The 17,595-nt window shown below is 62.0% G+C and carries 17 protein-coding genes; 8 read left to right on the top strand and 9 right to left on the bottom strand.

All coding sequences use genetic code 11. The features are described from left to right. The first annotated feature begins 12 nt into the window (after positions 1–12). Both P3T17_RS35360 and P3T17_RS35365 read left to right on the top strand, forming a co-directional pair. Positions 13–1,200 (top strand): class I SAM-dependent methyltransferase, encoded by a 1,188-nt coding sequence (locus P3T17_RS35360; protein ID WP_074262802.1) that lies wholly within the window; start codon positions 13–15, stop codon positions 1,198–1,200. Between the two features lie 40 nt (positions 1,201–1,240). Beyond that, positions 1,241–1,435, top strand: coding sequence for a DUF2905 domain-containing protein (locus P3T17_RS35365; RefSeq protein ID WP_074262803.1), 195 nt, complete (start codon positions 1,241–1,243; stop codon positions 1,433–1,435). 324 nt (positions 1,436–1,759) lie between these two features. Here P3T17_RS35365 and P3T17_RS35370 read toward each other — a convergent pair whose 3' ends face one another. From P3T17_RS35370 to P3T17_RS35405, 8 genes are all read right to left on the bottom strand, one after another. Next, the gene (locus P3T17_RS35370; protein WP_429411576.1) at positions 1,760–2,008 is read right to left on the bottom strand and encodes a phospholipase; all 249 of its coding nucleotides are present in this window, start codon (positions 2,006–2,008) and stop codon (positions 1,760–1,762) included. A 34-nt stretch (positions 2,009–2,042) separates the two neighbouring features. After that, positions 2,043–3,245, bottom strand: a complete 1,203-nt coding sequence (locus P3T17_RS35375; RefSeq protein WP_429411579.1) for an SEL1-like repeat protein — start codon at positions 3,243–3,245, stop codon at positions 2,043–2,045. Positions 3,246–3,323: 78 nt separating this feature from the next. Beyond that, positions 3,324–5,240, bottom strand: a complete 1,917-nt coding sequence (locus P3T17_RS35380; protein ID WP_429411582.1) for a phospholipase D-like domain-containing protein — start codon at positions 5,238–5,240, stop codon at positions 3,324–3,326. Between the two features lie 2 nt (positions 5,241–5,242). Beyond that, positions 5,243–5,770 carry a contractile injection system protein, VgrG/Pvc8 family gene (locus P3T17_RS35385; RefSeq protein ID WP_429411584.1) on the bottom strand — a complete coding sequence of 176 codons (528 nt, stop codon included), beginning with the start codon at positions 5,768–5,770 and terminating at the stop codon, positions 5,243–5,245. 864 nt (positions 5,771–6,634) lie between these two features. Further along, on the bottom strand, positions 6,635–7,870 hold the full coding sequence (locus P3T17_RS35390; RefSeq protein ID WP_429411586.1) for a multifunctional CCA addition/repair protein: 1,236 nt from the start codon (positions 7,868–7,870) through the stop codon (positions 6,635–6,637). After that, positions 7,867–8,514 (bottom strand): glutathione S-transferase family protein, encoded by a 648-nt coding sequence (locus P3T17_RS35395; protein ID WP_429411588.1) that lies wholly within the window; start codon positions 8,512–8,514, stop codon positions 7,867–7,869. Before P3T17_RS35395 ends, P3T17_RS35390 begins: the two co-directional genes overlap by 4 nt. A gap of 28 nt (positions 8,515–8,542) precedes the next feature. Further along, positions 8,543–9,496, bottom strand: a complete 954-nt coding sequence (locus P3T17_RS35400) for a complex I NDUFA9 subunit family protein (protein WP_074262806.1) — start codon at positions 9,494–9,496, stop codon at positions 8,543–8,545. Positions 9,497–9,569: 73 nt separating this feature from the next. Then, complete coding sequence (locus P3T17_RS35405) at positions 9,570–11,540, bottom strand: transglycosylase SLT domain-containing protein (protein WP_429411591.1); 1,971 nt, start codon at positions 11,538–11,540, stop codon at positions 9,570–9,572. Positions 11,541–11,617: 77 nt separating this feature from the next. Between P3T17_RS35405 and P3T17_RS35410 the strand changes: the two genes are divergently transcribed. Further along, positions 11,618–12,172 carry a 5-formyltetrahydrofolate cyclo-ligase gene (locus P3T17_RS35410; protein ID WP_429411593.1) on the top strand — a complete coding sequence of 185 codons (555 nt, stop codon included), beginning with the start codon at positions 11,618–11,620 and terminating at the stop codon, positions 12,170–12,172. Between the two features lie 67 nt (positions 12,173–12,239). On the opposite strand, the gene P3T17_RS35415 is transcribed toward P3T17_RS35410, so the two are convergent. Then, complete coding sequence (locus P3T17_RS35415) at positions 12,240–12,752, bottom strand: winged helix DNA-binding protein (RefSeq protein ID WP_074262808.1); 513 nt, start codon at positions 12,750–12,752, stop codon at positions 12,240–12,242. Between the two features lie 234 nt (positions 12,753–12,986). Here P3T17_RS35415 and pxpB point away from each other — a divergent pair, with 234 nt between their 5' ends. From pxpB to P3T17_RS35440, 5 genes are all read left to right on the top strand, one after another. Further along, entirely contained in the window at positions 12,987–13,640 is a 654-nt protein-coding gene (gene pxpB / locus P3T17_RS35420; RefSeq protein ID WP_074262809.1) for a 5-oxoprolinase subunit PxpB, read from the top strand. Then, on the top strand, positions 13,637–14,689 hold the full coding sequence (locus P3T17_RS35425) for a biotin-dependent carboxyltransferase family protein (protein ID WP_429287785.1): 1,053 nt from the start codon (positions 13,637–13,639) through the stop codon (positions 14,687–14,689). The genes pxpB and P3T17_RS35425 overlap by 4 nt, the downstream gene beginning before the upstream one ends. 18 nt (positions 14,690–14,707) lie before the next feature. Continuing rightward, a complete protein-coding gene (gene pxpA / locus P3T17_RS35430) occupies positions 14,708–15,460 on the top strand; it encodes a 5-oxoprolinase subunit PxpA (RefSeq protein ID WP_074262811.1) in 753 nt (250 codons plus the stop codon). A 220-nt stretch (positions 15,461–15,680) separates the two neighbouring features. Continuing rightward, positions 15,681–16,424 (top strand): DUF969 domain-containing protein, encoded by a 744-nt coding sequence (locus tag P3T17_RS35435; RefSeq protein ID WP_429411595.1) that lies wholly within the window; start codon positions 15,681–15,683, stop codon positions 16,422–16,424. Then, the gene (locus tag P3T17_RS35440; protein ID WP_429287784.1) at positions 16,421–17,377 is read left to right on the top strand and encodes a DUF979 domain-containing protein; all 957 of its coding nucleotides are present in this window, start codon (positions 16,421–16,423) and stop codon (positions 17,375–17,377) included. The genes P3T17_RS35435 and P3T17_RS35440 overlap by 4 nt, the downstream gene beginning before the upstream one ends. Positions 17,378–17,595: the final 218 nt, after the last annotated feature.

Consider the following 17,595-nt stretch of genomic DNA (forward strand, 5'->3'; position numbering starts at 1 on the left):
TACAATACGGGGATGAATCCGATAGCTCACCAACCCGATAGTTTACCTGCTCCCGGCCCGAGCGCGCTTGCGCAGTCCGAAGCGCTGTCCGCGCAGATCCGCTCGGCGATCGCGGCGGCGGATGGATGGCTGCCGTTCGACCGCTACATGGAGCAGGCGCTATACGCGCCGGGCCTGGGCTACTACGGCGGCGGATCGATCAAATTCGGCCGCCGTCCGGAGGATGGCAGCGACTTCGTGACGGCCCCGGAACTGTCACCGTTGTTCGCCGCGACGCTGGCGCGACCGGTCGCCCAGGCGCTGGAGGCGAGCGGCACACGCCACGTGATGGAATTCGGCGCCGGGACCGGCAAACTGGCAGCCGGCCTGCTGAACGCGCTGGAGGAACTGGGCGCCGCCGTCGAAACCTACTCGATCGTGGACCTATCCGGCGAACTGCGTGAACGGCAACGCTCAATGATCGAAGCGCAAGCGCCTGCGCTGGCAGCGCGGGTCCGCTGGCTGGATGCGTTACCAGAGCAGTTCGAGGGCGTGGTGATCGGCAACGAAGTGCTGGACGCGATGCCGGTACGGCTCTTCGTTCATACGGATGGCGTGTGGCACGAACGCGGCGTGACGTTACGCAACGACGAGTTCGCTTTCGCCGACCGGCCGGTGAGCGCACAGCAGGATCTCGAGTTTCTGACGGGCCTCGAAGTGGACGACGATTACATCGCAGAGACGCACGAGGCGGCACGAGCGTTCACGCGGACGATCTGCACGATGCTGACGCGAGGCGCGGCGTTGCTGATCGACTATGGTTTTCCGCGACACGAGTACTACCATGCACAGCGTGCGCAGGGCACGTTGATGTGCCACTACCGGCACCGGGCGCACGGCGATCCGTTTTTGTATCCGGGTTTGCAGGACATCACGGCGCACGTAGAGTTTACGGGCATCGCCGAGGCGGGCGTGGATACGGGAGCTGACTTGCTGGGGTACACATCGCAGGCGCGGTTTCTTCTGAATGCCGGGATTACTGAGGTATTGGGGGAGATTGACCCAGCGGACACGACGCGGTTTTTGCCTGCGGCGAATGCGGTGCAGAAGTTGTTGTCCGAGGCGGAGATGGGTGAGTTGTTCAAGGTGATTGCGTTTTCGCGGGGGATCGAGGAGACGCTCGATGCGTTTGCGAGTGGGGATCGGACGCATACTCTTTGACCGCGTTCGTGGTGAATTGCATTTCCGTTAGGGGCTCACGATGATCCGGTGGTTGTTGACTATGTTTATCGCCGTGGCGATTTTGTCGGGCTCCTGGCCGTGGCTCAGGAAGATTGGGATTGGGCGGATGCCCGGGGATGTGACGCTCAGGATGTTTGGGAAGGAGTATCCGTTTCCGTTTATGTCTACTTTGTTGTTGACTATGGTTTTGTCTTTGGTTGTTAAGGTTTTGTAGTGCCCCGGGGGGGGTTTATTTGCCTGTGCGGCGCTGGTCCGTGTTCCTGCGGTGTTGGCCTTTCCTTGCTTTGTTAGTGGTCTATTAGTGATGCCCTTGTGCGGGGCAATGCTCTGAACTTAGGGGATCCCCGGCCGATTTCGTTGGCCCAACCCCATCTTGATTCGATGCGTTGGCACGGCCTGGACCGTGCGTGAGAAAGGCGGGTTTCGCGCCCACCGCGCTCCATTCGACTTGAGTGGGCATCGGATTATCCTTGTTCGAACAGACGCAGAGCGCAAGCGTCAGGCAGATCGCAATTGATGTTCTTCGTTTCTTAATCGTTCAGTCCAGCCGCAAATGGCTCGCGGCCGTCCACATTAAGCCGACGTGCGACGCAAGCGGCGTCTCACCGCTGTTCTGCTTTCCGGCGTTCCGACTGATGACGTACTCCCACGCTGCGGCCGCACGCTTTGGGTCGTCCGACGCGCCGTCTTCAATGCTATTGATATGGATATCCCACAGGTGCCTGCGTAGCGACTGCGTCACATCCATGCGCTCATGACAGATGTTCGGTTCGCTGTTCACCTCCATGCTGCACCGGTTGACGTTGGTTGAACCGGGTGTCCTACGCCTCGTCGCTGTAGGCAACCAGGCTCCACGTCACATCGGTATGGTGCTGGCGCATCCCAAGCAACGCGTCGAGTCCCGGTATGGCACGCGGCTGGGTTATGGTGAGGCGCGGCATGATTTCTCCCTTGCCGATACGCTGTGTCGCGTCCGGACTGAAACCCGCCCATTGTTTCGCGCGCCAGACGCCATCCTGCGGGCAGAACTCGTTGGTGCGAGCCGTGGCGCCAAGCGGCAAACGGTTGTCCTTTGTAGCCGGCGTGAGAGGCAGGCCCGTCGCAGGGTCGAGGTTTTTCTCACGGGCCAGCTTTGTAACCAGCGACTCGGCAGGCTTCTGCGGTGGCTGGGCGGCGTCCTGCTCCTTCTGCCACTGGAACGTACCATCCCACTCCGGTAGCTTTGCGGGCGGCAGCGGAACGATCTGATCGATGTCCGGAACATTCGGATTCAGGCCTTGGTGAGCATCAAGGAAATTCCAGATCAAACCGTACCGACGCGAGCGTTCAGAATCCTTGGATAGTCCAATGTAATAGAGTTTGTCCGACGGGTCCGAATCGAGCCCATATTGCAAAGCGAAGGCAGATGCTGCATCACCTGCAGCCACACCTTTTTGAAACGCCTCGACAGCCTGTGAGTATTGCTTATCTGTCATCAGGTCTACAGCGAGATAACTGGCTGCCTTTCCGTATCCCTGGTCAGTTGCGCACTCCATCATCTGTCGAGAAATTTCCGGAGCGCGATCTTTGCCCGAAAGTAAATCACCCACGTAATACTGCCCTTCCGGACTTCCCAGGTCCGCGGCCTTGCGGAAATAAATCCGCGCCTTCCTCTCGTCCTGCTTCACGCCGTAACCGAGTTCGAGATAGTGGCCCATGTCGTAATAGCCGCCCGGGATGCCCGCAGCGATCAACTGTTCGGCCAGATCAACCGTTTCTGTGGCCGCATGGGGAGACGATGCCTGTCCGGTGGAGACCAGCAGTTGCAGGTTGTGGTTGGCCTTGTAATGACCATACGCGGCGGCGATCCGGTAGTAGCGGGCAGCGGCGTTGAAATCCTTCGGGCCGGGTTTCTTTTCGAGGAACAGGGCATATTTGAACAGCGTATCAGCCTGCGGATCGAGCGGCGGAAGGTGGTCCGCCTCGTGGACACAGGTAAAGGCCAGTTTCGCGCGCACGGCGCTCCATTCGGCTTGAGTGGGCATCGGATTATCCTTGTTCGAACAGGCGTTGAGCGCAAGCGCCAGGCAGATCGCAATTGATGTGCTTCGTCTCTTCATCGTTCAGTCCAGCCGCAAACGGCTCGCGCCCGTCCACATGAATCCAATGAGTGACGCGATGGGAGCTAGTCCGCTTTTTTGATTACGGGCATTCCGCGTGATGATGTACTCCCACGCCGCAGCCGCGAGCTTCGAGTCGTCCGATGCACCGTTCCTCTCGCCTCCCGTATGGATAGTCCACAGGTGCCTGCGCAACGGCTGCGTCACGTCCATGCGTTCGTGACAGATGTTCAGTTCGCTGTCCACTTCCATGCTGCGCCGGTTGATGTTGGCCGAACCATGCGTGAGAAACACGTCATCAACGATCATGATCTTGCTGTGAACGTAAACGGGCGTCCACGCACTACCAGGCGGCGAGTCGGGCGCAACCAGCGAACAGACGTGAACCTTGAGACCCGGAATCGGCTCCGGCAGAACCTCCTTACCCGTGTTGAGGTTGTCGTCGTACTCGTGTTGCAGCTTCGCCTGCCTGGCTTGCGCTGTGTCAATCGCGCGTTGCGCGTCGGCCCGTTCCCTCGGGCTGCTCGCGTTGCGCATCTGCGTGTTCGCCGCCGTAACCTCTTTCCGGACATCCTGCAATGCGGAGCCGAGCGCGTCACTGCGCTCTTCCTTCGCGATGACCGGAATGGTGTCCGCGCGGCCAAGACTATTGAGCATGTCATAGGTCGTTCCAGGCCCCTGCCCGATACCATCCCTGTTCGCGTTGGTCACAACAAAAAGATGAACTGGCTTTGCCGGATCACGTCCTGCGCAGATCTGTGCCTGTACCGCGCTCTTGATCTTTTCCGCAAGAGCCGGCCAGCGAAAATACTGATTCTCGATATAGATGAATTTCGTTGCGTTATTGACCGCCTGAAGGTAAAGCGCCCTGATGTTACGCACGCCCTCCTGCGACTGCGTGCGGCTGATCTGCGCCATGACGCGCGTACCGATCCCGTCGCGCGGTTCTAACTGCGCCGCAAATCCACTACGCTTTGCGAGCAGGTCTTCCTTCGCATCACGTTGCCACGCCCAGCAGAAATTGTCGTTCAGATGTTCGAGAATCGGCCCCGCGACGATGGCCGACATGTCCTGCCGTGGTGTATCACCATTGCGCCCCAGGCCCGGTGCTTTCTTCGCGTAGCTGTGACGGTCATCGTCCCAATAGGCGTCCAGCGTGTTATGTCCCATCACGAAGCCCACGGCCGCTTCCGGCGCTTCATAGTCGATCAGCACCATTTTCTGGTGATGGGAGGGTTCCGCACCGTATGCTCCAATAGTCCCGGATGTTGGGCCATCGCCGCTTCCCCGCATGAGTTTTTCCCGATACATGATCTCCACGCGGTCATGCAGCGAGAAGTCACGCGTCACCAGTTCGATGCCGATATCCCTGAAGGACTGCGAACCGAACATCTGGTACGGGTCCTGTCTGAGTGCGGTATACATCTGCGATCCGGCAGGCGCTGCACCCGAAGGTTTGCCGCCTGCCGGCAACCGGGCATTGTGATACCAGTTCCGGTCGTAGGCGATCTGATATGCATCCTCGTTCTGTGTCATGAACCGCGCACCCTCGGTCCACCCCGGCACCTCCTGTTCGCCGATCTGCGCGATCCAGGCGGAATCGAGCCAGCACAGGATGCGAACCTTGACACCCGCTTTGGCCTTCCTGATGAGCAGATCGCCAATACGCAGCGATTTACCACCGTCCCGTTTGAAATACATCGACGGCTGGAAACCCCAGCAGATGTAATCAATGGTACGCGTCGCCTTGTCAATGGCGTCATAGAGTGCTCCGAACGCCTCGTGGCCGTTTACAAGCGGCGTGTAGTTGGCAGCCTTTGGGCGATATTCCGTCTTCTGCACGAACCACGGCAGGGTTATCACCGCGCTCCGCGTGCACGACAGCGCGATGGGTACGGTAATCGGTGGTTGCTGGGTCATGGTCAGGCATCCGTATCAAGCAGTTCGTCATAGTCGGCGCGGTGTTGCGCACGATCAACCGCGCCGGCATTCGTACCGCTTTGCCCCTCGTAGAAGTGAAAACCCCCATTGGCGAGCGCACCGTTATCCGCGTTGCCACGATATTGATCGGCCATGTGGGCATAATTCTGGTCGCTCATGCCGTGCTGGATGCGGAACGCGGGCTTCGGGTACGGGCGGCGCAGACAGAAGTGGAACTGGTGCTCCCTCAGCTCATGGTCGTGCAGAATGTCGGGCGTGGACGCCTGCTGGAAGATGTTTCGGCGGGTCACCGCCGCCAGCCGCCCGAAATGCGACTTCAATACGATCTCGTACTTAACGTAATCCTTCGTGTTCTGGATCGTTGAGAAACGCTCAATGAAACCCGAGAATTTCCGGGGCGACCCATCGTCCGGCACGATGGAAAACACCGCGTCGCGGCTCAGGTATTCGGAGCACGCGAGCTTTAGCGGGTGGGTCAATACGATACGCACCTCAGTAGGTGCCCTCATCTTCTCGGTTGCGTGAAACGACACGACCTGGAGCGCTGCCGCGTGCCTGGTGCGTCGAGGTGATACGCCTGTCGCCCCGGTGGGGCTTGCAGTGCGCCTTGCTGGTCTGTCATTGACGTCGCCTCCTTGCGGTTGTTTGAGAGGCGCGGCCTGATTCAGCAGGACTGCAAAGCTTATGAGGCCGCGATACGGAGATTATTTAGCTCCTGAAGGTTTTTACCCTGCATGCCATCCCAATTCAATGCAGAAAATTCTGAAAATTGGTCGTTGATAGTCGAGGCGCGATTCGACGGACTTCTCCGGTCCGAGGCGCGAATTACGGACACCGTTGCGCGCCCCCCTGGCCACGTCCGCTCCGCTTATTCGCGTCCGCATGGGAAACGGACACCGGAAGGACCCGGCGGTTTGCATCTTCGGAACTACGCCAACGGTAGCCTCCAAAAAAATACGAGGTGCAAAATGCAAGACCCTTTGAACCTTGTAGCCCGGGAAACATCGCGGTGCGCAATGGCCCCCTGTTTTCGAGGGCTTCCAACCGCTAGCCTGTAGGTGTTCACCACTTAAGCTATCCCGAAGCGGTCTGCGCACGCATCATGCCCTCGCGCCCCCACACCTGGTGGTAAAGCAATCGTCCAACCCACTCTACGCTACGTGCGTCGCGGATCGGCCTGCAAGGGAAAGCGTGGTTTGCGTGTGCGGACTACCTCTATATCGCATAGAGGACAACAGGCGGCGCAGTATAGTTAGAATGCCTATCTAGCCTTCAGAGGCAGCTATTGCAAGCAGCGGAATGACATTGCAATATATTTGGAATAACTATGCAATTTTCGAGAACAAGAACAAGCGCCGCGCAGGCAAAAAAACCTACTCCTCAAAGGCAACAGCGACAACCCGAACCCTCTCCCTCTGCACAGCCTCCTTAATAAGCTCCGGCCGATCCCCAAACCCCTTGGCAATAGCCCCAGCATCAACACCGCGCGCAGCAACAAGCGCGACTCTGAGGCGCTCAGCCTGAGGATAACCCCGCGCCTCAAACCCAAGCCGCCCGCGGGCATCAGCCTCACATGCCTGCAAAGCCTCAGCAAACCGCCCAGGTTTCCGAATCGCATCACACCGCTCGAGCAGCCGCACAACCCCAGCAGCACCCGTCTCCATGACCCGATGAATATTCCCATGCTCCCGGGCAACGAGAAGCGCCAGATCCCGACACTCATTCGGCACCCGCAACCGCTCGCACAACGGCTTGAGCAAATCCACACTCCGCCCTTCATGCCCAATATGCCGCGGCAAAACATCCTCAGGCGTCGTCGCCTTCCCCAGATCATGCGTCAACGCAGCAAACCGCACCGCCAACGCATACCCCTGCGCCGCAGCATGATCCACCACCATCATCACATGCACCCCCGTATCCACCTCAGGGTGGTAATCCGCCCGCTGCGGTACGCCGTACAACGCCTCGATCTCCGGCAATATCCGCGCGAGTGCCCCGCATTCGCGCAACACCTCAAACATCCGCGATGGTCGCTTCTCCATCAGACCGCGTGACACTTCCTGCCACACCCGCTCGGCCACCAGCGCGTCCACCTCACCCGCCTCCACCATCTTGCGCATCAGCGTCATCGTTTCCGGCGCCACCGTGAAATCGGTGAAACGCGCCGCAAAGCGCGCCACCCGCAAGATCCGCACAGGGTCTTCCAGGAACGCATCGCTCACATGCCGAAACACGCGCGCCTGCAAATCCGCCTGACCGTTGAACGGGTCGATCACTGGTCCGGTCAGTACGCCGTCCGGGCGCACTTCGCGTGCCATCGCGTTGATCGTCAGATCGCGTCGCGCCAGGTCCTCTTCGAGCGTCACGTCCGGCGCATAGAAAAACTGGAAACCGTGGTAGCCAGCCGCTGTCTTGCGTTCGGTGCGCGCAAGCGCGTACTCCTCGTGCGTCTGCGGATGCAGGAACACCGGGAAGTCCTTGCCGACCGGACGGTAGCCCTGCGACACCATCTGCTCCGGCGTCGCGCCCACCACCACGTAGTCGCGGTCCTGGACCGGCACGCCCAGCAACTCGTCGCGAATCGCACCGCCTACTGCGTAGATATTCATTCGGGTATTTCGTAAACAGGGATCACGTGGGTCTCGCGCTGCGCGTCTTCAATCCATGCGCGCACCGCCGGCTGTTGCGTCACGCGCCGCGCGTACGCCGCCGCTGTGTCGGACAGCGCTGGCTGCCACGTGTTAAAGCGCATCACGACCGGCGTGTACATTGCGTCCGCAATGCCGAACTCGCCGAACAGAAACGGGCCGCCATGACGCTCGATGCAACTGCTCCAGATCGCGTCGACGCGCGCGATATCCGCCAGTGCACCCGGCGTCGCGCCCTTGCCAGCAAACGACGCGCGTATGTTCATCCACATGTTCGAGCGCAGATCGCCAAAGCCCGAATGCATCTCGGCGCTGATGCTGCGCGCCTCGGCACGCTGCGCCGCATCGCGCGGCCACATCGCGTGCTGCGGAAAGCGCTCGGCGAGCGTCTCGGCAATCGCCAGCGAGTCCCACACCGACAGACCATCGTCGCCCACCAGACAAGGCACTCTGCCCGACGGCGAATGCTCGAGGATCGCCGCCCGCGCGCCGGCTTCAAACAACTCGATACACACCTCGTCGAATGGAATGCCGAAGTGCTTCAGCAACACCCACGGACGCATCGACCACGAGGAATAGTTCTTGTCACCGATCAGAAGTTTCATGCTTCAGGTAAAGGAACAAAAGAAACGTTTAACGCCCCGCGCTCGCGCGGAATGTGTTGAAGCGCGAGCGCAAGGACGCGTCCGTCAGATACACGGGCGCAATCGTCTCGATGGCAGCCGGTTCGATCCCCAACTCCGGCGCGAGCGGGCCGCTCAGCACGCTCGGCACTTTCATCGAATCGAGATTGTCGCGCGAGATCAGTGGCTCACCCGGCGCCATTTCGAAGCTCAAAGCCTGCAGCCGCGCCAGCGCGCTCGGCAGCCGCATGATTCGCGCGTGGCGGCCAATCACATCGCCGCAATACTGCACCAGTTGCTCCAGCGTATAGACGGTCGGGCCACCGAGTTCATAAGTGCGGCCGGTGGCGGCATCGAGATCGAGCACGTTGAGAATCGCCTTCGCGACGTCGCCGACAAACACCGGCTGGAACTGCGCGTCCGGCGACGCCAGCGGAATCACCGGGAACACGCGTTGCAGGAACGCGAACTGATTGAGGAACCTGTCCTCCGGACCGAATACCACAGAGGGCCGGAAAATCGTCGTTGCCAGCGTCGACGCATGCACCGCCTTTTCCCCGTCACCCTTGGAGCGCAGGTACATACTCGGCCCGTTCGGGTCCGCGCCTAGCGCACTGACATGGATCAGCCGGTGCGCACCCTTGCCTTCGCAGGCGGCCACGATTCTGGTCGGCAACTCGACGTGCATCCTCGCGAACTCGGGGCCGTACGGTGTGCCGCGCCCGCCATGCAATGTGCCGACCAGGTTGATCACCGCGTCGGCGCCTTCCAGGAAGCGCGCAAGCTGCACCGGATCGAACACGTCGGCTTCGATCACATCGATGGGCAACAGAGTGAGGTGACGGGCGTTGTAGCGACGACGGGTGGCAATGCGCACGTCTTTGCCGAGCTCGACGAGCGCGTTGACAAGATGGCTGCCGATAAAACCGGAGCCACCGATAATCGCAATGGCTTGATGTCGCATTTCCGACTCCCTGGTGGAGCCGCGGCAACGGCTGGAGTGAGGCGCCGCCGCGGGACGCGCGGCGGCACGACGCTTACGGCGCGATATAACCTAGACGCGCCTTCAACGATTGCGGACGGCCTTCGAACAACGCCGCATAGTAGACCGTATTGGACAGCACGTTCTTGACGTAGTCGCGCGTCTCGGTGAACGGAATCGTCTCCGCGAAGACCGCTCCTTCGACCGGATGCGACAGCCCTTCCCGCCACGCCTTTGGCCGGCCCGGCCCAGCGTTGTAGCCGGCGGTAGCGAGCACGGCGGATGCGTCGAACTGATTGTAGATCATCGAAAGGTAGTTGGTACCGAGCAGGATGTTCGTGTCGATATCGTTCATCTGCTCACGCGAAATCGGGCCCAGACCGATCTTCTTCGCCACCAGTTGCGCGGTGCCCGGCATCAGCTGCATCAGGCCGCTGGCGCCCACTTCGGAGCGCGCATTCATGATGAAGCGCGATTCCTGACGGATCAGACCATACGCCCACTCGACATCCAGACCGTTCGACTGGGCATCGCGCTCGACGATGTCGCGGAACGGCGACAGGTAGCGCAGCGAGAAATCGTGTTCGGTCTTGGTGCGATCCGCGGTGTTGACAGTGCGGTCATACAACTCGATGCGGCGCGCGTATTCCGCAACGGCAAGCAGTTGGCGATCGGACATGGTGCGCAGCGGCCAGTTCCATTCCCGGTTGCCTTCGAGGCGCAAATTGAGCTGATAGAAGCGTTGCGCGAGTGCCAGGCCCGGCGTATTCGCCGCCTGCTGCACTTCGGCGTCGGTCACCGCGGTCTTCGCCGGCACCGTGATCTTCTGGCCCAGTTCTTCCAGCGCGAGTTGCCCGTAGAAGTTATAGCCCGACGAGATCGTGGCGAATTCCTGGTTGGCCTGGTCTGTCTGACCCGCCTCCTTGAGCGCACGAGCGTGCCAGTACACCCACGACGGCTGGCTGCGCAGCGCAGCCGGCATCTGTTCGATCGACCAGCGCACCATCGTCCAGTCGCCCGCCAGCAGCGCGCTGCGGGTGCGCCACTCGTAAGCCGGATTCGACAGCAGCGGCGCATTCGCCGACAGCCGGTACCAGTCCACCGCCGTCGACATCTGCTTGGCGGCCGCCTCATAGGCAATCGTGCCCCAGCCGATCGCACGCTCCGGCGAACTCAGCGACGGCGCCACCGACGCGAAGGTGGCCGCGGCCATGGCCGGGTCGTTGCGCGCCATCCGCGTGATGGCCAGCAAGGCCAGCTGATGCGACTGCGGATCGGGCCCGACGCCGCGCGCCAGCAATAGCGGCGGCGCGCTCGACGCCTGATCGAACAGCGCCGGATCGGGGCGCTGGTTGCCGAGCGCATCGACCAGCTTGTTGCCGGTGTTGGGGTAGTTCTGTTCGTAAGCGAGACGAATCTGCTGCCAGACGTCGTCGGCGCTGAACTGCTGGTTCGTGGCGAGCGCCGTCACCAGGTCGACGCAGCCGTCGCCATACCACTTCGGGTCGACGAGCAGCGCGCGCGCCGCGTCCGCGACGTTCTCACCGTGCGCCGCGCGCGACTCGAGCGCGTAGCACTTGACCTGCGTGTCGTCGTTCAGCACGAAGCGCGCGTATTGCTGGTCGAAGTTATTCCAGTCGTGGCGCGAACCGAGCACCACCAGGTAGTCGTTGCGCAGCCGGTCGGCGATCGCCTGGCCGTCGTACTTCTGCAGGAACGACAACACCTCGGCGTCCGGCACAGTGAGACTCGGATGCCCGCTCGAATCGAACAGCCGCGGCTTAAGCTGGAAATACTCCACGTAACCTGGCGCCGGATAATCCGGAATCATCGCCGCCAGTTGCGCTGCGCGCGCAACATCGTTATTGCGCGCCGCTTCGCGCAACTGCACGAAAATCTGGTCGTCGTTGGAGAGTTGCGATACCGGTACAGGCTTGACCGCGGAAGCAGTGCTGCACGCGACGAGTGCCGCCGCGGCCAGCGCAAGACCGACCGCGCGATATACTCGAAAGAGGCGTTTTGACATCGTTGTTTCTGGAGCGCGAATTGAGCCAAAGCATAGCACGCAACCCCCTGCCGGAATCGAAAAACGCGCTCCGTAAAATGTTGCTGAAAACACGGCTGGATGCGGCCCTCGAGCCTGCCGCCCAGGAGGCGTTGAGCCGCCGCATGCTCGATACATTGAAACACCATGAACCCGCGTGTGTCGGCTTTTACTGGCCGCTGCCGGGCGAGTTCGACGCGCGTGCGGCGATCGCCATCTGGCTCGCGCTCGACGCGCATCGTCAGGCGAGCCTGCCCGTCATTACGAACCATGGCGAGGCGCTGCAGTTCCGGGCCTGGGCGCCGGACACACCGATGAAAGTCGGCCATCACCGGATCCCCGAGCCCGTCACCGAGCGGGTCGTCACACCCGATCTGCTGTTCGTGCCGTGCGTCGGCTTCGACGTCGAAGGCTACCGGCTCGGCTATGGCGGCGGCTATTACGATCGCACGCTGGCGGCATGGCCCGGCGCGACGCGGCCGGTCACGGTCGGCATAGCCTTTGAAGCCTGCCGCACGGACGCGCTGCAGCACGAAGCCCACGACATCGCGCTGGACCTGATCATCACCGAAGCGGCCTGCTATCCGCAGCAGCAACCCAACCCGGCTCAGTAAAAGTCAGATTTAGCAAACCGCCTGAAGCCAGTCAAAGATCGCTAAAGGCCGCCGATTCCAACCAGCCTCACAGCGAAGCCGCCGCCCGCGCCGCCGTGTCGTAAAGGCCGGAGGCGTTGCGCATCAATTGCGCAGCCTCGCCGATCTGCTCATTGGTCAAACCGCTCTCCCTGAGCGTGGCGATCAGGCAGCTTTCGCGCACCTCGCGGTACTTCATGCAGAGGGCACGCCCGGATTCCGTGGCGGAGAAGAACACTTCCTTGCCGGTCTTTTCGCTTTTTACATACCCTCTAGCTACCAGCTTCTTCAATGCGTAGGTGGCAACATGGGTGTCTTCGATGTTCAGCACGAAGCAGATGTCCGCGAGTTTCTTGCGCCGCTCGCGATGGCTCACGTGATGCAGCAGCGACACCTCGATGGCGGTCATATCCTTTTCTCCCGCCGCCGACATGCAACGCACCATCCAGCGGTTGAACGCGTTGCTCGCCATGATGAGCCCGTACTCCAGCTCGGACAACTCCGCGCTAGCTTCAGACACAAGGTGTTCCGAAGAGACGATTTTGGTCGGTTGACGCGACATGACGGGTGCTCTCGATACATGAAAGGAAGTGCTCGAAGTGTACGACGAGCGCCTCATCATGGGTGCCTGGCACAAACGCTTATTGATAAATTGTCGATATCTTATTGATAATGTAGCCTAGTTGTTATGGTTGATGTTCCTGGTGCCGTTATCCAGTCATAGGGCGGTGCGCTTTCGCTGCTCCTACCGATTCCAATGTTGCAAGGCTTCCGCTCCAACCCGAATGAATCCGCAATGACGCAACCACGAATCTTCCAGTTCGGCGACGCCGCGCTAGTCTGCGAGGCCCACGCTCCCGCGACGCTCGATTGCCAGCAGCGCGTCTGGGCGGTGGCCGAGGCCGCACGCGGCTGGCCGCATGTGCTCGAGGTCGTGCCCGGCATGAACAACCTGACCATCATGTTCGATCCGCTGGAAGCAGACCGCGCCGCACTCACCAGGTTGCTGGAAGCGGCCTGGGACGCCCCGGGTGAGGCGCCTTCCGCCGGCCGCGAGGTCGAGATTCCAGTGCAGTACGGCGGCGAATTCGGCCCTGACCTGCAGGCGGTGGCGAATCACACAGGGCTGTCGGCGAAAGAGGTGGTCGCACGTCATACGGCCGGCGAATACGTGGTGTTTTTCCTCGGCTTCCAACCCGGCTTCGCCTATATGGGCGGTCTCGAGAAGGCGCTGCACACACCGCGCCGCTCGTCGCCGCGGGTTGAGGTGCCGGCGGGGTCGGTGGGAATTGGCGGCGAGCAGACCGGCATCTATCCGGCTACATCGCCTGGCGGCTGGCAACTGATCGGCCGCACCTCCGTGCCCCTGTTCGATCCGGCGCGCTCGCCGCCCACCTTGCTGCAACCGGGCGACCGGGTGCGCTTCACCGTGGCGGGGATCACAGCATGATCGACGTGATTCGCGCGGGTCTTCTGACCACGGTTCAGGATCTCGGACGGCATGGCTACCGGCATCTCGGCGTGGCCATGGGCGGCGCGCTCGACCGGCTCTCGCTGGAAGTGGGCAACCGCCTCGTCGGCAACCGGCCCGACGCTGCAGGCCTCGAGGTCACCTTTGGACCGACCGTGCTACGCTTTCCGCGTGCCACCCGGGTCGCGATTACCGGTACCGAGTTCGGCGCTACGCTCGACGGCAAGCCCGTCTATTCATGGTGGAGCCTGCCGGTCCAGGCCGGTCAGGAATTGACGTTGCAAGCGGCCAGGCGCGGCATGCGCGGCTACGTCTGCATCGCTGGCGGAATCGACGTGCTGCCGATGCTTGGCTCGCGCAGCACCGACCTCGCCGGTCATTTCGGCGGCCTCGGTGGCCGCGCATTGCGCGACGGCGACCGGCTGCCGGTCGGCGTGCCCTCGTCACGCGCTGGCGCGAGCTTTAGTCCGCAAGCCCCCGAATTCGGCGTCAAGGCGCCCAGCTGGTGCAAATTCGTGCTGGTCCATGAACCTTTGCGTCGCGGCCGGCATCCATCAGGGGTGGCGTGGGCAGTACCGATTCGCGTGCTGCATGGACCCGAGTACGATCAATTTCCCGCCAGCGCTCACGAGGCGTTCTGGTCGGACGAATGGCTCGTGACGCCCAACAGCAATCGCATGGGCTACCGGCTTTCGGGCACCGAACTCAAGCGCACGCACAAGACCGATCTGCTGTCGCATGCGGTGATGCCGGGGACGATCCAGGTGCCGCCGAACGGCCAGCCGATCGTGTTACTGAGCGATGCGCAGACCACCGGCGGTTATCCGAAGATCGGCGCGGTCATCCAGGCCGACCTGTGGAAGCTCGCCCAGGTGCGCCTGAACAGCGCGATCCGTTTCATCCCGACGACGCCTCAGGAGGCGCGTCACGCTTTACTCGAAGAACGGGCGTATCTGCGGCAGATCGATGCCGCGATCGCGATGCATGAGGAACGCTGCGCACGCCAGCCGGCGCTGGCAGTGTCGTGAGACCAAGTAGAGGAAATTATGGAAATCGATTTGAATGCCGATCTCGGCGAGGGCTGCGGCTCCGATGAGGCGCTGCTCGACCTCGTCAGTTCGGCCAATATTGCGTGCGGTTGGCACGCGGGCGGTGCCAATGCGATGCATGACTGCGTTCGGTGGGCCGTCGCGAAAGGCGTGTCGATTGGCGCGCATCCGAGCTTCAACGATCCGGAGAACTTCGGCCGCAAGGAGATGGACCTGCCCGCCAACGAGATTTACGCGGGCGTGCTGTACCAGCTCGGCGCGCTCTCGGCGATTGCTCAGGCCGAAGGTGGGCGCATCGCGCACGTCAAGCCGCACGGCGCGCTCTACAACCAGGCCGCGCGCGACCCGAAGATCGCCGATGCGATCGTCTCGGCGGTGCACGATTTCGATCCGTCCGTGGCCGTGTTCGCGCTTGCCAATAGCGGCCTCGTGACGGCCGCCCGCGAAGCAGGCCTCGTCGCCATTGAGGAAGTGTTCGCCGACCGCGGCTATCGCGCCGACGGCTCCCTCGTTCCGCGCAAGGAGCCAGGTGCGCTGCTCGATGACGAAGAGGAAGTGCTCGAACGCACCCTCACGATGGTGCGCGAGCAACGCGTGCAGGCCGTGGATGGCCACTGGGTGCCGCTCAATGCACAGACCATCTGCCTGCACGGCGACGGTCCGCATGCGCTGGCGTTTGCGCGTCGCATCCGCAGCGCGCTCGAAAGCGCCGGCATCGAGGTTCACGCGGCCAACGCCGTACGCGCGTGAGCCCGAGCGGCTGAAGCCACAGCGACTGAAGAGTCCGTAACGCCCCGCCTCGTGCGGGGCGTTTGCCAGGTGCAGTACCCAAAGCAGTAAATGACAGCAGCAAGTCAGTGACGCCGCCAGCCAGAGCGGCGCACAGCAAGACGGCGCAGGGGATAAGCACGCGCCTCCCCACGTTAGCCGCGATTAGCGGCAAGGTTAGCAACCCCGTTTGGAGATCCTGATGCAGACAGCAGTCAACTTATGGCCGCTTATTGGCGTGGCCGTGATCATTGTCGGTTTTGTGTTGCGCTTTAATCCGATGCTGATCGTGGCCGCCGCCGCTATCGTCACCGCGCTGGCCGCGCACTTTCCACCCGAGAAAATCCTTGCCGCCATCGGCACGGGCTTTATCAAGACCCGCAATATCCCCGTGATCCTGCTGCTGCCGTTGGCGGTGATCGGCCTGCTCGAACGGCACGGTCTGCGCGAACGGGCGCAAACGTGGATCGCGGGCATCCGCGCGGCCACGGCCGGACGCCTGCTGATCGTCTATCTGCTGGTGCGCGAACTGACGGCGGCCGTCGGCCTGACCGGTCTCGGCGGTCATCCGCAGATGGTGCGTCCGCTGATCGCGCCGATGACCGAGGGCGCCGCCGAAACCCGCTACGGCAAGCTCACCGACGCAGTGCGCTACCGCCTGCGTGCGTTCGCGGCCGCCACCGACAACGTCGGACTGTTTTTCGGCGAGGACGTCTTTGTTGCGTTCGGTGCGATCGTGCTGATGACCACTTTCCTGCGCGAAGCCGGCATCGAAGTCGCGCCGATGCACGTTGCCGTATGGGGCATCCCCACCGCCATCTGCGCATTCCTGATTCACGGCTTCCGGCTGTATCTGCTCGATCGCAGCCTCGAGTGTGAACTGGGCCGCAACGCAGCGTCGAACGCCGCTGCGCAAACCCCGTCTGCGAAGGGAGACGAGGCATGACACTCACCATCAACTATCTGTTCTGGCTGGTCGGCATCGTGCTGCTGATCGTCGGCGGCATGATCCTCACCGACAAGGAACACCCGCGCCGTTTTAGCAGCGGCGGTTTCTGGATCCTGTACGCGCTGATCTTCCTGATTGGCGACCTGATTCCGCCGTCGATCGTCGGCGTGCTGGTGATCGTGATGGCGCTGGTCGCCGGGTTCGGTGGCGTGACGGCGGCCAAGCCCAAGGTGCTGTCGCCCGAAGCCCGTCAGGCCAGTGCCGCGCGCCTCGGCAACAAGCTGTTCATTCCCGCGCTGACGATTCCGGTCGTCACCGTCGTGATCACGCTGGCGGCGAGCTATCTGATCTTCGGCGGCAAGCCCCTGATCGACCCGAAGAACGTCACGCTGATCGGCTTCGGTATTGGCTGCGTGATTGCCCTTGCAGTTGCATGCGTGATGACGCGCGATACGGTCGGCCAGTCGATGAAGGAAGCACGCCGCCTCGTCGATGCGCTCTCGTGGGCCGCGGTCCTGCCGCAGATGCTGGGCATGCTCGGCCTCGTGTTCTCCGACGCGGGCGTCGGCAAGGCCGTCGCGCATGTGACGACGGCCTATATCAATCTCGACTACCGCTTCGTCGCGGTGGCCGTGTATTGCATCGGCATGGCGGTGTTCACGATGGTGATGGGCAACGGCTTCGCCGCTTTCCCGGTGATGACCGGCGGAGTGGGTGTGCCGATTCTGGTCGGCGTGTTCCATGGCAATCCGGCGGTAATGGTTGCGATCGGCATGTTCTCCGGCTACTGCGGCACACTGATGACGCCGATGGCCGCGAACTTCAACATGGTGCCGGTCGCGTTGCTCGAACTGCCGGACAAGAACGCGGTGATCAAGGTGCAGGTGCCCACGGCATTGTCGCTGCTGGTGGTGAATATCCTGTTGCTGAACTACCTGATGTTTCTGTAGGACTCGCCGCGCCCGCAGCGAGGCGAGGTGACTCCGCAAGCGACCTGGCGCGGCAATTTTGCGACAGCAAGATGCCGCGCCAACCCTTGCCGGGACGCCCTGTCGCGGCAAATTAGGATGCGTCTGATCGAACCGGAAGAGCTTGAGACATAAGCTGGTCGATGTTCTCTCATCAACCAGCCGGCGCACGCAACATGCGGGCGCCGGCGCTCTCAAGC

Source organism: Paraburkholderia sp. GAS82, from assembly GCF_050436285.1.
Taxonomy (GTDB): domain Bacteria; phylum Pseudomonadota; class Gammaproteobacteria; order Burkholderiales; family Burkholderiaceae; genus Paraburkholderia; species Paraburkholderia phenazinium_B.

Excerpts from the sequence above, each read along its gene's own strand:
- P3T17_RS35360 (WP_074262802.1), top strand. The coding sequence starts at position 13 with ATGAATCCGATAGCTCACCAACCCGATAGTTTACCTGCTCCCGGCCCG.
- P3T17_RS35365 (WP_074262803.1), top strand. The coding sequence starts at position 1,241 with ATGATCCGGTGGTTGTTGACTATGTTTATCGCCGTGGCGATTTTGTCG.
- P3T17_RS35370 (WP_429411576.1), bottom strand. The coding sequence starts at position 2,008 with ATGGAGGTGAACAGCGAACCGAACATCTGTCATGAGCGCATGGATGTG.
- P3T17_RS35375 (WP_429411579.1), bottom strand. The coding sequence starts at position 3,245 with ATGCCCACTCAAGCCGAATGGAGCGCCGTGCGCGCGAAACTGGCCTTT.
- P3T17_RS35380 (WP_429411582.1), bottom strand. The coding sequence starts at position 5,240 with ATGACCCAGCAACCACCGATTACCGTACCCATCGCGCTGTCGTGCACG.
- P3T17_RS35385 (WP_429411584.1), bottom strand. The coding sequence starts at position 5,770 with ATGAGGGCACCTACTGAGGTGCGTATCGTATTGACCCACCCGCTAAAG.
- P3T17_RS35390 (WP_429411586.1), bottom strand. The coding sequence starts at position 7,870 with ATGAATATCTACGCAGTAGGCGGTGCGATTCGCGACGAGTTGCTGGGC.
- P3T17_RS35395 (WP_429411588.1), bottom strand. The coding sequence starts at position 8,514 with ATGAAACTTCTGATCGGTGACAAGAACTATTCCTCGTGGTCGATGCGT.
- P3T17_RS35400 (WP_074262806.1), bottom strand. The coding sequence starts at position 9,496 with ATGCGACATCAAGCCATTGCGATTATCGGTGGCTCCGGTTTTATCGGC.
- P3T17_RS35405 (WP_429411591.1), bottom strand. The coding sequence starts at position 11,540 with ATGTCAAAACGCCTCTTTCGAGTATATCGCGCGGTCGGTCTTGCGCTG.
- P3T17_RS35410 (WP_429411593.1), top strand. The coding sequence starts at position 11,618 with ATGTTGCTGAAAACACGGCTGGATGCGGCCCTCGAGCCTGCCGCCCAG.
- P3T17_RS35415 (WP_074262808.1), bottom strand. The coding sequence starts at position 12,752 with ATGTCGCGTCAACCGACCAAAATCGTCTCTTCGGAACACCTTGTGTCT.
- pxpB (WP_074262809.1), top strand. The coding sequence starts at position 12,987 with ATGACGCAACCACGAATCTTCCAGTTCGGCGACGCCGCGCTAGTCTGC.
- P3T17_RS35425 (WP_429287785.1), top strand. The coding sequence starts at position 13,637 with ATGATCGACGTGATTCGCGCGGGTCTTCTGACCACGGTTCAGGATCTC.
- pxpA (WP_074262811.1), top strand. The coding sequence starts at position 14,708 with ATGGAAATCGATTTGAATGCCGATCTCGGCGAGGGCTGCGGCTCCGAT.
- P3T17_RS35435 (WP_429411595.1), top strand. The coding sequence starts at position 15,681 with ATGCAGACAGCAGTCAACTTATGGCCGCTTATTGGCGTGGCCGTGATC.
- P3T17_RS35440 (WP_429287784.1), top strand. The coding sequence starts at position 16,421 with ATGACACTCACCATCAACTATCTGTTCTGGCTGGTCGGCATCGTGCTG.